A 14,668-nucleotide genomic window follows, 5' to 3' on the forward strand; every position below is an offset into this window, starting at 1 on the left:
GAGAAAGAACCCAATGGATTTTGCAAAGATTCTTGCCGGGGAGCTGAACGTCCCCGAGCAGTATGTTTCGGCGGCCATCCGCCTGATTGATGAGGGCAACACCATTCCCTTCATTGCCCGTTACCGCAAGGAGGCCACCAACGCCATGGACGACCAGGTGCTGCGCCAGCTGGCCGACCGACTGGAGTACCTGCGCGGTCTGGAAAAGCGCAAGGGCGAGGTGGCGGCTACCATCGAGGAGCTGGGCGCCATGACCCCGGAGCTGCAGAAGGCGCTGGACGCCGCCAAGACCCTGGCCGAGGTGGAGGACATCTACCGGCCCTATAAACCCAAGCGCAAGACCCGCGCCAGTGTGGCTAAGGCCCGGGGCCTGGAGCCGCTGGCCCAGGCCATCTTCGCCCAGAAGCCGGATCTGGATGTGAACGCCGAGGCGGAGAAGTACATCAATGACGAGGTGCCGGACGCCGAGGCCGCCCTGGCCGGTGCGCGGGACATCATCGCCGAGCAGGTGAGCGACGATGCCACCCTGCGCGCCCAGCTGCGCCGCTTTTACCAGACCTTCGGCCTGGTGAAGAGCAAGGCCGCCAAGGAGGAGGACAGCGTCTACGCCGGGTACTACGATTTCAGCCAGGCGGTGAACAAGATCGCCGGTCACCGGGTGCTGGCTCTGGACCGGGGCGAGCGGGAAGGCTTTTTGAAGGTGACCGTGGAGGTGGATGCGGAAAAGGCGGTGGGCGGTATCCGCCGCATGTTCGTGAAGGCGGGCGGCGGCCCCAGCGCGGCCCAGGTAAGCGCCGCGGTGGAGGATGCCTACACCCGGCTGATCCATCCCAGTCTGGAGCGTGAGGTGCGCTCCAATCTGTCCGACGAGGCCGCCGAGGGCGCCATCCAGGTATTCGGCGAGAACCTGCGCCAGCTGCTGCTGCAGCCCCCCATCAAGGGCAAGGTGGCCCTGGGCATGGACCCGGGCTACCGCATGGGCTGCAAGCTGGCTGTGGTGGATGAGACCGGCAAGGTGCTGGACACCGCGGTGGTCTACCCGGTGCCCGAGTTCAAGAAGGTGGACCAGGCCAAGGCCAAGGTGAAGGACCTGATCCGCAAGCATCATGTGCAGATCATCGCCATCGGCAACGGCACCGCCGGTAAGGAGACCGAGATCTTCGCCGCTGAGGTCATCCGGGAGCTGGGTGGCGGTGTGCAGTACATGGTGGTCAGCGAGGCGGGGGCCAGCGTCTATTCCGCCAGCAAGCTGGCCGCCGAGGAGTTCCCTCAGTTCGACGTGAACCTGCGCAGCGCGGTGAGTATCGCCCGCCGTTTGCAGGACCCCCTGGCCGAGCTGGTGAAGATCGACCCCAAGGCCGTGGGTGTGGGCCAGTATCAGCACGACATGCCCCAGAAACGGCTGAACGAGACGCTGGACGGCGTGGTGGAGGACTGCGTGAACAGCGTTGGCGTGGACCTGAACACCGCCAGCGCCCCCCTGCTGGCCCGGGTGGCGGGCCTGAGCGCCTCCACCGCCAAAAACGTGGTGGCCTGGCGGGAGGAGAACGGCGCCTTCGCCAGCCGTGCCCAGCTGAAAAAGGTGAAGGGCCTGGGCCCCAAGGCCTTTGAGCAGTGCGCGGGCTTTTTGCGCATTCCCGGGGCCAAGAAGGCGCTGGACGGCACCGCCGTCCACCCGGAAAGCTACCCGGCGGCGGAAAAGCTGCTGAGCCTGTGCGGCTTTGCGGACAAAGACATCGGCACCGAGGCCATCCAGGCTCTGCCCAAAAAGGCCAGGGAGATCGGCTTTGCCGCCCTCTGCGCCGAGACCGGCGCGGGCGAGCCGACCCTGAAGGACATCATCGCCGAGCTGCTGCGCCCCGGGCGGGACATGCGCGACGAGCTGCCCGCGCCCATGCTGCGCAGCGATGTGATGAGCCTGGAGGACTTGAAGCCCGGCATGGAGCTGATGGGCACCGTGCGCAACGTGATCGACTTCGGCGCGTTTGTGGACATCGGCGTGCACCAGGACGGCCTGGTTCACATCAGCCAGCTGAGCGACAAGTTCATCAAGCATCCCAGCCAGGCGGTGAAGGTGGGCGACGTGGTCAAGGTGAAGATCCTGGATGTGGACCAGAAGAAAAAACGCATCAGCCTGACCATGAAGGGGCTGAACAAGCAGTAAATCAAGGCAGAGAAGGGAAAGGGAGGAAACGGCCATGCAGGTAAAATTCAGCGTGTACTTTTGCAGCGATGAGGGCGAGCGCTTTTTCGGCGCAGGTCCCTGTGAGCTGCTGCTGGAGGTGGAGCGGCTGGGCAGCCTGCGGGCCGCAGCCCAGCATCTGGGAATGGCCTATACCAAGGCCTTTTCCATGATTAAACGGGCGGAAAAGGAGTTTGGCTTCGCCATGACCCAGCGAACCATCGGCGGTAAGGGCGGCGGCGGAAGCACCATCACGCCCCAGGCCAAGGAGCTGCTTATGCGCTACCAGGCCTACCGCACCGCCTGCGGCCAGAGTGCCCAGGATCTGTATAACACCTATTTTTCCTCGTTCCATCCGGAAAAGGACCTTTCACCGGAGCAATAAAAAAGGCCGCGGAGCATTCCAAAAAGAATGCCCCGCGGCTTTTTTCGATTACAGATAATGCACCACGATCATGATCACGCCCAGCACAGTGAGCACCGCGCCGGTGGCCCGGTTGAGCACCACCGGGCTGGCCCGGTTGGCAAAGCGGGCGGCGATGAGCGCCCACACCAGGGTGAACAGCATGCACAGCGCCAGCACCAGAGCATCCGGCGCACCGCCGATGGCAAAGTGGGAAACCGCGCCGGTGAGGGCGGTGAAGGTCATGATGAACACGCTGGTGCCCACCGCGGTCTTCAGCTCGTAGCCCAGCACGCTGGTGAGGATGAGCAGCATCATCAGGCCGCCGCCCGCGCCCACAAAGCCGCAGATGAAGCCGATCACCACGCCGCAGCCCAGTGATTGCAGGGTGCTCACCAGCGGCGAAAGCCCGGCCCGTTTTTCCTTGGTGGTGGTCACCGGCAGAACAATGAATTTCAAGCCCAGGAACAGGGTCATGAACAGCGAGAAGCCGCCCATGGTCTGGCTGGGCATCAGGCTGGCGGCCCAGCTGCCCACCATGGTGAAGACCAGCACCGCAGCCATCATCACCAGTCCGCCCCAGATGTCCAGATTTTTGTTTTTGCCGTAGGTGTAGGCGGAGGCGGCGCTGGCAAGCACGTCGCTGGCCAGGGCGATGCCCACCGCCAGGTAGGGGTCCATGTGCAGAAAGGTGATGAGCATGGGGCTGATCACCGCGGCGGCGCTCATGCCGGCGAATCCGGTGCCCAGGCCCGCGCCCATCCCCGCAAAAAAGCATACGATCAGGGTCAAAAGCATCTTACTGTTGCCTCACTTTTCCAATTTCAAAAATGTCAAAGAGAAGAATAGCGCAAAAAGGCGAAAATTCTGTGAACAGTCCGAAAAAAGGCCCGGCCTTCCATTCCGGAAGGCCGGGAACCTGTAATATAAGGGAAATATCACAGCAGGGGAACACCGGCAGCGCGGCAGGCGGCGCGGGTCTCGTCGTCCCACAGGCTCACCTGCACCTCGCCCACGTGTACCTTGCCCAGCAGCAGCATGCACAGGCGGCTCTGGCCGATGCCGCCGCCAATGGTCAGGGGCAGCTCGCCCGCCAGCAGCATCTTGTGGAAGGGCAGGGTGCGGCGGTCGTCACAGCCCGCCTCGGTGAGCTGACGGTCCAGGGCAGCGGGGTCCACGCGGATGCCCATGCTGCTGATCTCGATGGCCTGCTCCAGCGGCTCGTGCCAGAACAGCAGGTCGCCGTTCAGGGTCCAGTCGTCGTAGTCGGGGGCGCGGCCGTCGTGGGGCTTGCCGCTCTTCAGCTTGCCGCCGATCTGCATGATAAAAATGGTGCGGTGCTCCTTGGCAAAGGCGTTCTCCCGCTCCTTGGGCGACAGGCCGGGGTACAGGTCCTCCAGCTCCTGGCTGGTCACAAAGGTGACCTCGCGGCACAGGCTGGTGTTCAGGTCTGCAAACTGCCACTTCAGCTCGTCCAGGGTGGAGCTGATGGCGTACACGATGTTCTGCACGGTGTGCATGAGGAATTCCGGGGTGCGGTCCTGGGCGGTGATCACCTTTTCCCAGTCCCACTGGTCCACGTAGATGGAATGCAGGTTATCCATCTCCTCGTCCCGGCGGATGGCGTTCATGTCGGTCACCAGGCCGTTGCCCACCCGGAAGCCGTACTGGTGCAGGGCCAGGCGCTTCCACTTGGCCAGGCTGTGCACCACCTGGGCGCTGGAGCCGGTGGCGGGCACGTCAAAGCTGACCGGGCGCTCCACGCCGTTCAGATCGTCGTTCAGGCCGGTGGCCGGGTCCACGAACAGGGGCGCGGTGACCCGCTTCAGGTGCAGCGCGGCGCAGAGCTTCACTTCGAAGATCTGCTTGATCAGGCCGATGGCCTTCTGGGTATCGTAAAGGCCCAGGCAGGGGGTGTAGCCGCCGGGCAGCAGGGTTTTGTTCATTGGTGTGTTTCCTCCTCGGGCTTGGATTCAATGCGCACCAGCAGGCTCAGAATGCGCTTGTCCTCTACCTTTTCCACGGTAACGTGCAGGTTCTGGAACTCGAAGCTCTCGCCGGGCTCGGGAATGTGCTCCAGGCACTCCAGGGCCCAGCCGGCCACGCTGGAATAATCGCTTTCGAAGTCCTTGATCTTCAGGTCCAGCTCGTCGAACAGATCGTCGATGTTCACCTCGCCGGCCACCCGGTACAGGTTCTCCTCCAGCTTCTGGATGGGCATCTCCTCCACCTCGTCGGTCTCGTCGAAGATTTCGCCCACCAGTTCCTCCAGCACGTCCTCCATGGTCACAAGGCCCAGGGTTCCGCCGTAGTCGTCGGTCACAATGGCCATGTGCTGCTTTTTGCGCCGCAGCTCGGCCAGCAGGTCGTTGATGTGCTTGGTGCGGTATACGAAGGAGATGTCGCGGCAGAGCTCGCGCACGTTCACGGGCTTGTTCTGGGCCAGGCAGCTGAACAGATCCCGGGTGTGAAGCATGCCGATGATGTGATCGATGTCGTTTTCATACACCGGGATGCGGGTGTAGCTGTTGGCCAGCACGGTGGAAATCACCTGATCCACCGGCTCGTTCACGTCCACGGCCAGCATATCCACACGGGGGATCAGGATCTCCTGCACGGTGATATCGTCGAAGTCGATGACCGATTGGATGATGTCGGTCTCCTGACTGTCCAGCACGCCTTCTTCCTCCACCGTGTCGATGATGGTCTTCAATTCGTCCTCAGTCACGCTGGGCTGGTCGTCCGCCGCCTTGCGGCCGAAGGCCAGCTTCTTCAGCAGCACGAAGAACAGCACCAGAGGGGTGAACAGCTTGCGCAGCAGGTCGATGATGCCTGCCGCCCGAATGGCGATGGACTCCGCGTGCTCCTTGGCCAGGCTCTTGGGCAGAATCTCGCCGAAGATCAGCACCAGCAGGGTCATCAACACGGTGGAAACCGTGGGGCCCCACTGCTGGCCCACAAGGGCCACGGCCATCACGGTGCCCAGCGAGGAGCAGGCCATGTTCACGATGTTGTTGCCGATGAGGATGGTGGAGATGGTCTTATCGTAATCGTCGGCGATTTTCAGCGCCAGGGCCGCGCCCTTGTCGCCGCTTTCCGCGCGGTTGCGCATGCGGATGCGGTTGAAGGAGGAAAGCGCGGTCTCACTGCCGGAGAAGAAGGCCGAACCGGCGACCAGAAGAAGAATAAACAGGTACATACTAGGGCCAGGAGTATCCAAAAACAATCACGAACCTTTCTAAATGTCAAATGTATTTTTCGGGATGCAGCCTCTGCACCGGGGCAGGGGTTACCTTATTATATATAACAGAACATGGCCGTCAATGCAACAAAAATGTGGCGAAGGTTGTTGCAGTGAAACAATGTGTTTGTATTATGCGGACAAAAGAATATGGATAAATGTTTCCTAAGTGTGAACCAATCTCAATGTTAAAGACAAAAGTAACAAAAAGTAACCGAGGAAAACTGCGCTTTTGGTACATCGGGGAGAAACTTTTGAAAAGTGGCGACAAATGGATTATTCCGTGCTATAATGCCTAGCAAGGAGCAAGGGTGTGTTTGAGGGGCGGCTCATTGAGCCATACTAAAGCATACCGGCAGGTGCTCCGAGGAAAAACCGGAATGCTGCGCGCAGGGGAAAGGCGCGCCGCCGGAAAAACATTGAAAAGATTTTTTGGGAGGCATGAGACAATGATGAAAGAGATCAAGGTTTCCAGCTTCAAACAGGTTAAGGACATTGTAAGCGCCGCAGCTTCCTGCGAGTGCGAGCTGAACGTGCAGGATCTGAAAGGCGTCATCGCCGATGCCAAGAGCATTTTGGGCCTGATGAATCTGGATTACAAGCACCCCGTCAAGCTGATGGGTGAGAATGCCGAGGAAGTAGAGCACGTCTACAACGCGGTCGTTCAGTAACAATAAGGGAAAAAAGGCCGGCCGGTGCATTGCACCGGCCGGCCTTTTTTGCCTGGCAGATGGTGGAGCAGCCTTTACAGTCCCCGGGCGGCATGGTAAAATGAAATCAACTGTGACGCGACTTTAGGGGAAATGGGGCAATTTCTTGAAGAAAACAGTCAAACTGGTCCTGGTCATCGGCTGCCTTTGCGCCCTGGCCGGGTTTTTGGCGTTCAGCGCCTTGCAGCAGTCCCGCATGCTGTTCGGCGTCCGTCTGGCAGATCGGGGAAGAATTGAACAGCTGACCAGTACGGCGGCGCTGAGCGCGGAGGAATGTGCGCTGTACTGGAACGGGGTGGAGCTGCCCTACAACCGGGAGCTGGGGGCCTACTGCCTGCCGCAGCCGCGAAACGGCCAGGCCACCGGCACACTCAGTGCCCAGTGGGGGCAGGTATATCTGCCGGACTGGCTGTGGCAGGCCGACGGCAGCGAACAGATTGCCAGCGGCCAGCCGCAGGCGGTGTATGTGAGCGACGGTAAGCAGTGGAAAAAGCTGTATGTGTACCGCAGCGGCATGCCAGCCATTGCCATCGACAGCCAGGTGCGGGTGAGCACGCCCCGCGACCCGGCGGTGGTGGGCGGTACCATGGGCCGCCTGCCGGTGGAAAATAACTACGGCAGCATCCGGGTGTTCTGGCCCGAGGGCAATGTGCGCCAGCAGGCGGTGAGCACCGGCCTGGAATGGCACTGGCGGGGCAACGCCAGCTATTTTGCGGACAAAAAATCCTACCGGCTGAACCTGATGGACGAAAGCGGCGCGGCCGACGCGCAGGACCTGCTGGGCCTGGGCTCGGACGCGGACTGGATTCTTTTGAACCTGGCCACCGACGTGACCCGCGTGCGGGACAAGGTGGTCAACGACCTGTGGGGCCAGATGAGCGCCGCCTATGACTTCGATCCTGCGGGAGCCACCTGCGAGTATGTGGAGCTGTATCTGAACGGCGAATACATGGGCGTGTATCTGCTGTGCACCACTGTGGACCGGGAGCTGCTGGACCTGGAAGGCGGCGACCGGCTGTATAAATACCGGCAGGGCGTGATGGCCTACGATGAGGAATACGACCAGCTGGAAGAGGACCAGAGCCTGCAGTGGCTGAACAAGCTGGAGGTGGTCTGGCCTCAGCGCTGGACCGAGGGCGTGTGGGAGCCCATGCGCAGTTACGCAGAGGCCTTCTTCTGGCCGGATACCAAGACCGATACCGAACATCTGGAGCAGACCGCCAACATCGACAACCTGATCGATGTGGCCCTGTTCAAGCAGTTTATCTGCGCCATCGACAACTCCTACCACAATATGTACTACATGTATCGGGCGGATGAGGGCCAGTTCTACCGCATCCCCTGGGACCTGAACTACGTCTGGGGCGACACCCACGAGGGGATGTTCGAGCTGGATTTCACCACTCTGATCATTCCGGACATGGAGCTGAACCGGCTGTACGAAACGGACCCGGAGGGGACCGTGGACCGGGTGGCCCGGCGCTGGGCCGAGCTGCGCGAGACCCTGTTCGACTGGGATGTGATCTATGAGGCCATGGAGGCCGAAACCGCGTATCTGGTGGAAAGCGGAGCCATGGGCCGGGACTGGTCGCTTTGGGGTGAGGATGACGCCTACGCCAGCGGTCTTTCCGCCCACCGGACGCTGGATCTGGAGGAAACCGACGAGCTGATGCAAAAGCGGTTGGATTATCTGGACGAATATATGGCGGACTACCGGCCGGAAAGGGTGGAAGAGTTTGGATTACCGGAATGAATGGAAGTACCAGGTGAGCGGAGCCCAGCTGGCGGTGCTTGCCGCCCGGCTCACCCCTCTGCTCCGGCCGGACGGCCATCACCGGCCCGGCGGCTATGCCATCCGCAGCCTGTATTTTGACGACTTCGACAACAGCTGCCTGCGGGAAAACGAGGCCGGTGTGGACGACCGGCGCAAATACCGACTGCGCATCTACAATGGGGATACGGGCCTCATCAAGCTGGAGATCAAGGAAAAGCTGCACGGCATGACCCACAAGACCGGCTGCACCATCACACCGGAGCAGTGCCGGGCCATCCTGCAGGGCACGCCTCCGCCCATTGGGCCGGACAGCCCGCCGCCCATGAACCTGCTGTCGGCGGCCATGCGCACCCGGGGCATGGCGCCCAAGGTGATTGTGGAATACGAGCGTACCGCCTACATAAGCCGTTTGGGCAATGTGCGCATCACCTTTGACCGGAACATCGCTGCCAGCGCGGCGGTGGGCCGCTTTCTGGACGAGCGGGTGCCGCTTACGCCCATCCTGCCCGCAGGGCAGCATGTGCTGGAGGTCAAATACGACGAATTTCTCCCGGACCCGGTGGCTCAGGTGCTGGAATTGGGGCATCTGCGCCGCACCGCATTCTCGAAATATTATCTCAGCCGGTTGGTTCTGAGCGAGCCTCTGGCGGAAAGGGCAATGCAATATGAGCTTCAATGACGTGATCAAAAACAGTGTGCTGGAGGGCTTCGCCTCCACCGATATCACCCCCGCCTCCCTGGCGGTGGTGCTGGGCATCACCACCCTGCTGGGCGTTTACCTGTATGTGGTGTACCGGCTGGCCAGCCGCAACTCCTTCTACAGCCGGGACTTCAATAAGGCCCTGGCCCTGATGCCGGTGATCACCGCGGCCATCGTGCTGGCCATGCAGAGCAGCATCGTGATCAGCCTGGGCATGGTGGGCGCGCTGTCCATCGTCCGTTTCCGCAACGCGGTGAAGGACCCCATGGACCTGGTGTTCCTGTTCTGGAGCATCAGCATCGGCATTGTGTGCGGCGCGCGGCTGTATTCCATTGCCATTATTGCCAGCCTGGTGGTCACCGTGCTGGTCTTCCTGCTGGACCTGGTTCCGGCGGGCAGGGCGCCCTTCCTGCTGGTGGTTAACGGCAGCGATGCCAACCTGGAGCATGCGCTGGACCCGGTGGTGCGGAAGTACGCCAAGAGCTGCCGCGTGAAGAGCCGCAACCTGACCGCCCAGGGCGTGGACCTGATCGTGGAGCTGCGCACCAGCAAGGAGGCCCAGCTGGTGAGCGCCTGCGCTGCAGTGCCCGGGGTCGAGAGTGTGAGCCTGCTCTCCCACGACGGCGAAGCCCGGTTCTGAGCCGCGCCTTTTCCGGCAGGTGCAATCAAAAGCAAACAAAAAGCCGCCCGGCTTTCCGTTTGGAAAACCGGGCGGCTTTTGTTATGTCCTGTTTTGGGGGATGAATCAGCCGTTCACCAGAGCCAGGGTGTCGCGGGCGATCATCAGCTCCTCGTTGGTGCAGACCATCAGGATCTTCACGCGGCTGTCCTCAGCGGACAGGTCGATGATGTCGGCGCCGCGCTGCTTGTTCTTCTCCTCGTCCAGCTTGATGCCGAAGAACTCCATGTTCTCGCAAACCTCTTTGCGCAGGGGGGCGTCGTTCTCGCCGATGCCGCCGGTGAAGACCACGCAGTCCAGACCGCCCATGGCAGCGGTGTAAGCGCCGATGTACTTCTTGATCTGGTAGTTCAGCATCTCCTCGGCCAGGCGGGCGCGCTTGTTGCCGGACTGAGCGGCAGCCTCAACGTCACGCTTGTCGCTGGAAACGCCGGAAATGCCCAGCAGGCCGCTGTTCTTGTTCAGGTAGTCGGCCATGTCCTGACCATGGATGCCCAGCTTCTGCTCCATGTAGGTCACAACGCTGGGGTCCACGTCGCCGCAGCGGGTGCCCATCAGCACGCCGGCCAGCGGGGTCAGGCCCATGCTGGTGTCCACGCACTTGCCGCCGTCCACAGCGGTGATGGAGGAGCCGTTGCCCAGATGGCAGGTAACCATCTTCAGCTCGCTGGGGTCCTTGCCCAGGAACTTGGCGGCAGCCATGCTCACATAGCGGTGGCTGGTGCCGTGAGCGCCGTAGCGGCGGATGGCGTACTTCTCATACATCTCGTAGGGAACGCCGTAGATGTAAGCCTTGGGAGGCATGGTCTGATGGAAGGTGGTGTCGAACACAACCACGTTGGGAGTCTCGGCGCCGAACACAGCCTTGGCGCTGCGCAGGCCCTGCACGTGAGCCATGTTGTGAACGGGGGCCAGAGGAGCGATCTCCTCGATCTTGTCGATGATGGCGTCGGTCACGATCTCGCTCTTGGTGAAGAACTCAGCACCCTGCACCACGCGGTGGCCGATGGCGCCGATCTCGCTCTTATCCTTCACAACGGCGCCCTCGCCGGTGGTCATCATCTCAACGACCTTGGAGAAGGCCTCGGTGTGAGTGGGGAAGGGAACCTCTTCGCTCCAGGAGCCGCCATTGGCCTTATGGGTGATCTTGCTGCCCTCGATGCCGATGCGCTCGCACAGGCCCTTGCACAGCACGTTCTCGTTGTCCATGTCGATCAGCTGGTACTTCAGAGAAGAAGAACCACAGTTGATAACCAGAATCTTCATGTGTTAGTTTCCTCCTGCAATCATGTAAAATCAAAAAATCGGCGCAAAAACCCGCGCCCAGGAAAAAGAAGACCTTTGACCGAGCCGGGTTTTTACATTTTGCTTATTTTATTATATAATGGAACCAGTTTGTTTGCAAGAAGCAGGCCGGTTTTCCGGCAATAAGCCAGAGAAAGGCGGCGAAAACATGCGTTTGGCGGGCATTATCACAGAATACGACCCCTTTCACGCGGGTCACGCCTGGCAGCTGCGCCGGGCGCGGGAGCTGGGAGCCGGGGCAATTGCGGTGTGTATGAGCGAGGATCTGACCCAGCGGGGCTCGGCGGCGCTGCTGCCTCCGGCGGTGCGGGCCGCTGCCGCACTGGACGCCGGGGCCGACCTGGTGATCGGCCTGCCCAACCCCTGCGCGGTGCAGAGCGCCGAGGGCTTTGCCGCCGCTGGCGTGGCCGCGCTCAGTGCCCTTCCCGGGCTGGACAGCCTGGTCTTCGGGGCGGAAACGCCGGATACCGATGCCCTGCTGGAAACCGCCCGGGTGCTGTGCAGCCCGGAATTCGATCAGATGGTACGGCAGCTGGCCGGGCAGGGCATACCCTTTGCCGCTGCCCGCGCCAGGGCGGCCGGGGCGCTGCATCCCCGGGCCGGGGAGATTCTGGCGGCCCCAAACAACAACCTGGGGGTGGAATACTGCAAGGCCATTCTGCGCCAGGGCAGCCGCCTTGTACCGGTGCCGGTGCAGCGCACCGGGGCTCAGCACGGCCAGCAGACCCCTGGCGAGGGCGGCTTTGCCAGCGCCAGCTTTCTGCGGGGGCTGTGGCGGCAGCAGGGGGTGGAGGCGCTGGCCCCCTATGTGCCCGCCCCGGCGCTGGAGCGCTACAAGGCCGCCGCGACCGAGGGGCAGGATCTGGATAGCCGGGCCTTTTCCATCGCGGTGCTCAGCCGTCTGCGGGCCATGAGTCCCGAGCAGCTGGCGGGCACCCGGGGCACCGCCGAGGGCCTGGAGCACCGACTGGCGGCAGCGGCACGCTGCGCGCCGGATCTGGAGGGCCTGTACACCGCCATGAAGACCAAACGCTATGCCCATGCCCGGCTGCGCCGCTATGCCCTGTGCGCGGCGCTGGGCTACGGGCCGGAGCTTTCCCAGACGCCGCCCTACCTGCATGTGCTGGCGGCCAACCGGGCGGGCCTCGCCCTGTTGAAGGGGGCGGCTCTTCCGGCGGATACCTCCCTGGCCGCGCTGGAGAAGAAAAGCGATGCGGCCCGCATCATGGCCCGCGCCCACGCGGCGGGGGCGGATCTGGCGGCGCTGTGCCGCCGCACGCCCGGTCCCATGGGCGGCAGCTATACCCAGAAACCGCTGCTGCGCACCGAAGAATGACCAAATCTCCTGCTTTGGCAGAACCCACAAATGCTCCCTGGCTTTTTTGGGCAAGTTGCATTTTGCGCGTCAACGCACTATAATGAGGTGCGAAGAATCACAAGCGGGAGGGAAGATGTGGTGAACAACAAACAGCAGGCTGTGGTGCAGAGCAGTGAGGCGCTGCGTGTGGGCCTTCTGCTGGCAATGGCAGGCGGCTTTCTGGATGCATACACCTATCTGGGACGGGGGCATGTGTTTGCCAACGCCCAGACGGGCAATATCGTGATGCTGGGCGTGGATGCGGCCCGGGGCGACTGGGCCGGAGCGGGGCATTATCTGCTGCCCATTCTGGCCTTTGTGGCGGGCGTGCTGCTGGCGGAATGGATCAGGGCGCGGGGCAAGGCCCGCCCCGGCGGACGGCTCCACTGGCGGCAGTGGGTGCTTCTGATCGAGTTGGCGGTGCTGGCGGTGGTGGGCTTTCTGCCCGCGGCCGAGGGCTGGAACGACCTGGCCAACGTGTGCGTGTCCTTTGTGTGTTCGCTGCAGGTGGAATCCTTCCGGCGGGTGCATGGCCGGGCCTACGCCACCACCATGTGTACCGGTAACCTGCGCAGCGGCACCGAGCTGCTGGTGCAGTACCGCCGCACCGGCGACAAGACTCTGCTGGCTCACATGTTCAACTACTATGGGGTCATTCTGGCCTTTGTGGTGGGCGCGGGCATCAGCGCGCTGGTCTGCGAGCCGCTGGGCACCGGGGCCATCTGGCTGGCCTGCCTGGTGCTGACCGTGGTGCTGGGCATGCTGTTTTCCAGCGAATGGGAAACCAGCGGCCCGGTGTGACCGCAAGTCAAATGAAAGCAAAAAAAGTTCCGTGTGCGCCGCACACGGAACTTTTTTCTTGTTATTGTTCGCTGTTTTGGGAATCGCTGTTTTTCCAGTCCATCCGTTTTTTGGTCCCGGCAGCTTTTTTGCGGGCGGCTGCGGCGCGCAGCTCCTCCAGCTTCTGCTGCTGGCGGGCGGCGTCCTCGTCCAGACGGCGGGCCCGGCGGGCCTGCTTTTCCTGGGCGGCCTCCTGCAGCTTGCGGGCCTTCTCCGCGGCCTTTTCCTCCGCGGTCTTGGCCTGGCTTCGGGAGGAAGCGGAGCGGCTGGATTTTGCAGCCGGGCGCTGGGCGCTTTCCGGTGCGGCGGTCCACTGCTCCGCAGGCTGTTTGGCCTGGGGCTTTGCCGGTTCCTCGGGCTGCGGGGCTTCTTCGGGCTGGGGCGGAATGAACACCGTGGCCTCCGGCCCGTTGGCGGGCTCAGGCTCCGGCACAGGTTCCGGTTCGGGCACGGCTTCCGGTTCGGGCTCTGCCTCTGCCTTTGTTTCTGCCTCAGGTTCCGCTTCCGGTTTTTGCGCTTCCGGCTCCTCCCGGGGCGGCTGGGGCTGGGGCAGTGCGTCCAGCACCCGCTGCTTGCGCTGCATGTGATGGAACCACAGGTTCGAGAAGAACAGGTACCACACCGCCGCCAGCAGCAGTGCCAGACAGGCCATGGTAATCCGGTTTACTGCCGCGTCAAAGAATGTGCCCTGATGGAACACCCAGAAGGCAGCGCCGATCGCTCCGGTAAGCAGCAGGCTGAGCAGAAGCGAACGAAAAAATTGTTTCACAAGGCACACCTCGTTTCCGTTTGGTTTTGTGCAGAAAAATTACTTGGTGCCGAAGATGCGGTCGCCGGCATCGCCCAGACCGGGGATGATGTAACCGTTCTCGTTCAGCTTCTCATCCAGAGCGGCCACGTAGATGTCCACGTCGGGATGGGCGGTGTGCAGGCGCTCCAGACCTTCGGGAGCGGCGATGATGGCCAGGAACTTGATGCTCTTGGCGCCGCGCTTCTTGATCTGGGTGATGGCGTCCACAGCGCTGCCGCCGGTGGCCAGCATGGGGTCCAGAACCATTACGTCGCGCTCAGCGATGTCGCTGGGCAGCTTGCAGTAGTATTCCACCGGCTCCAGGGTCTCCTCGTTGCGGTACAGGCCGATGTGACCAACCTTGGCGGCGGGCAGCAGGGTCAGCATGCCGTCCACCATGCCCAGGCCGGCGCGCAGGATGGGCACCAGAGCCAGCTTGCGGCCGCTCAGCACGCGGGTCTTGGCAATGGCCACGGGGGTCTCGATCTCCACCTCTTCGGTGGGCAGGTCACGGGTAGCCTCGTAGCACAGCAGCATGGCGATCTCGCTTACCAGCTCCTTGAACTCCTTGGTGCCGGTGTTCCGGTCACGCAGGTGGCTTACCTTGTGCTGTACCAGGGGATGGTCCAGGATCATGGGATTCTTACTCATAATTAACCGCTCCTTATGTTGTGAGTTGTGTATAAA

At 62.3% G+C, this 14,668-nt stretch carries 14 protein-coding genes; 8 read left to right on the forward strand and 6 right to left on the reverse strand.

Annotated features, from left to right (window positions below; all coding sequences use genetic code 11):
- Positions 1-13: 13 nt before the first annotated feature.
- Positions 14-2,164 carry a Tex family protein gene (locus PH256_RS09905; protein ID WP_270914017.1) on the forward strand — a complete coding sequence of 717 codons (2,151 nt, stop codon included), beginning with the start codon at positions 14-16 and terminating at the stop codon, positions 2,162-2,164.
- 34 nt (positions 2,165-2,198) lie between these two features.
- Positions 2,199-2,567 carry a winged helix-turn-helix domain-containing protein gene (locus tag PH256_RS09910; protein WP_270914018.1) on the forward strand — a complete coding sequence of 123 codons (369 nt, stop codon included), beginning with the start codon at positions 2,199-2,201 and terminating at the stop codon, positions 2,565-2,567.
- A 48-nt stretch (positions 2,568-2,615) separates the two neighbouring features.
- On the opposite strand, the gene PH256_RS09915 is transcribed toward PH256_RS09910, so the two are convergent.
- The 3 genes from PH256_RS09915 to PH256_RS09925 all read right to left on the reverse strand — a co-directional run bounded on the left by PH256_RS09915 (position 2,616) and on the right by PH256_RS09925 (position 5,784).
- On the reverse strand, positions 2,616-3,383 hold the full coding sequence (locus PH256_RS09915) for a sulfite exporter TauE/SafE family protein (RefSeq protein WP_270914019.1): 768 nt from the start codon (positions 3,381-3,383) through the stop codon (positions 2,616-2,618).
- Positions 3,384-3,523: 140 nt separating this feature from the next.
- Complete coding sequence (gene asnA, locus PH256_RS09920) at positions 3,524-4,531, reverse strand: aspartate--ammonia ligase (protein WP_087183791.1); 1,008 nt, start codon at positions 4,529-4,531, stop codon at positions 3,524-3,526.
- Positions 4,528-5,784: a hemolysin family protein gene (locus PH256_RS09925; RefSeq protein ID WP_242956116.1), complete on the reverse strand. Its 1,257-nt coding sequence runs from the start codon at positions 5,782-5,784 to the stop codon at positions 4,528-4,530. Before PH256_RS09925 ends, asnA begins: the two co-directional genes overlap by 4 nt.
- Before the next feature lie 491 nt (positions 5,785-6,275).
- Here PH256_RS09925 and PH256_RS09930 point away from each other — a divergent pair, with 491 nt between their 5' ends.
- From PH256_RS09930 to PH256_RS09945, 4 genes are all read left to right on the forward strand, one after another.
- Complete coding sequence (locus tag PH256_RS09930; RefSeq protein ID WP_087183789.1) at positions 6,276-6,497, forward strand: hypothetical protein; 222 nt, start codon at positions 6,276-6,278, stop codon at positions 6,495-6,497.
- Positions 6,498-6,642: 145 nt separating this feature from the next.
- On the forward strand, positions 6,643-8,289 hold the full coding sequence (locus PH256_RS09935; RefSeq protein WP_270914020.1) for a CotH kinase family protein: 1,647 nt from the start codon (positions 6,643-6,645) through the stop codon (positions 8,287-8,289).
- Positions 8,273-8,989 carry a polyphosphate polymerase domain-containing protein gene (locus tag PH256_RS09940; protein ID WP_270914021.1) on the forward strand — a complete coding sequence of 239 codons (717 nt, stop codon included), beginning with the start codon at positions 8,273-8,275 and terminating at the stop codon, positions 8,987-8,989. Before PH256_RS09935 ends, PH256_RS09940 begins: the two co-directional genes overlap by 17 nt.
- A complete protein-coding gene (locus tag PH256_RS09945; protein ID WP_270914022.1) occupies positions 8,976-9,650 on the forward strand; it encodes a DUF4956 domain-containing protein in 675 nt (224 codons plus the stop codon). The genes PH256_RS09940 and PH256_RS09945 overlap by 14 nt, the downstream gene beginning before the upstream one ends.
- A 105-nt stretch (positions 9,651-9,755) precedes the next feature.
- Here the strand turns inward: PH256_RS09945 and PH256_RS09950 are convergent, their stop codons facing one another.
- Complete coding sequence (locus PH256_RS09950) at positions 9,756-10,955, reverse strand: acetate/propionate family kinase (protein ID WP_270914023.1); 1,200 nt, start codon at positions 10,953-10,955, stop codon at positions 9,756-9,758.
- Positions 10,956-11,142: 187 nt separating this feature from the next.
- Here PH256_RS09950 and PH256_RS09955 point away from each other — a divergent pair, with 187 nt between their 5' ends.
- Positions 11,143-12,330 (forward strand): nucleotidyltransferase family protein, encoded by a 1,188-nt coding sequence (locus tag PH256_RS09955; protein ID WP_270914024.1) that lies wholly within the window; start codon positions 11,143-11,145, stop codon positions 12,328-12,330.
- A 120-nt stretch (positions 12,331-12,450) separates the two neighbouring features.
- Positions 12,451-13,152 carry a YoaK family protein gene (locus tag PH256_RS09960; protein ID WP_270914025.1) on the forward strand — a complete coding sequence of 234 codons (702 nt, stop codon included), beginning with the start codon at positions 12,451-12,453 and terminating at the stop codon, positions 13,150-13,152.
- 61 nt (positions 13,153-13,213) lie between these two features.
- Here PH256_RS09960 and PH256_RS09965 read toward each other — a convergent pair whose 3' ends face one another.
- Together PH256_RS09965 and upp are read right to left on the reverse strand one after the other, a co-directional pair.
- Complete coding sequence (locus tag PH256_RS09965) at positions 13,214-13,960, reverse strand: hypothetical protein (protein WP_270914026.1); 747 nt, start codon at positions 13,958-13,960, stop codon at positions 13,214-13,216.
- A 39-nt stretch (positions 13,961-13,999) separates the two neighbouring features.
- On the reverse strand, positions 14,000-14,632 hold the full coding sequence (upp, locus tag PH256_RS09970) for a uracil phosphoribosyltransferase (protein ID WP_087183782.1): 633 nt from the start codon (positions 14,630-14,632) through the stop codon (positions 14,000-14,002).
- Between the last annotated feature and the right edge of the window lie 36 nt (positions 14,633-14,668).

The organism is Allofournierella sp. CML151, from assembly GCF_027853465.1.
Taxonomy (GTDB): domain Bacteria; phylum Bacillota; class Clostridia; order Oscillospirales; family Ruminococcaceae; genus Allofournierella.

What these genes read in the sequence shown, in the direction of transcription:
- PH256_RS09955 (WP_270914024.1), top strand. Translation starts at nt 11,143, where the DNA reads ATGCGTTTGGCGGGCATTATCACAGAATACGACCCCTTTCACGCGGGT.
- PH256_RS09925 (WP_242956116.1), bottom strand. Translation starts at nt 5,784, where the DNA reads ATGTACCTGTTTATTCTTCTTCTGGTCGCCGGTTCGGCCTTCTTCTCC.
- PH256_RS09945 (WP_270914022.1), top strand. Translation starts at nt 8,976, where the DNA reads ATGAGCTTCAATGACGTGATCAAAAACAGTGTGCTGGAGGGCTTCGCC.
- PH256_RS09905 (WP_270914017.1), top strand. Translation starts at nt 14, where the DNA reads ATGGATTTTGCAAAGATTCTTGCCGGGGAGCTGAACGTCCCCGAGCAG.
- asnA (WP_087183791.1), bottom strand. Translation starts at nt 4,531, where the DNA reads ATGAACAAAACCCTGCTGCCCGGCGGCTACACCCCCTGCCTGGGCCTT.
- PH256_RS09915 (WP_270914019.1), bottom strand. Translation starts at nt 3,383, where the DNA reads ATGCTTTTGACCCTGATCGTATGCTTTTTTGCGGGGATGGGCGCGGGC.
- PH256_RS09930 (WP_087183789.1), top strand. Translation starts at nt 6,276, where the DNA reads ATGATGAAAGAGATCAAGGTTTCCAGCTTCAAACAGGTTAAGGACATT.
- PH256_RS09950 (WP_270914023.1), bottom strand. Translation starts at nt 10,955, where the DNA reads ATGAAGATTCTGGTTATCAACTGTGGTTCTTCTTCTCTGAAGTACCAG.
- PH256_RS09910 (WP_270914018.1), top strand. Translation starts at nt 2,199, where the DNA reads ATGCAGGTAAAATTCAGCGTGTACTTTTGCAGCGATGAGGGCGAGCGC.
- upp (WP_087183782.1), bottom strand. Translation starts at nt 14,632, where the DNA reads ATGAGTAAGAATCCCATGATCCTGGACCATCCCCTGGTACAGCACAAG.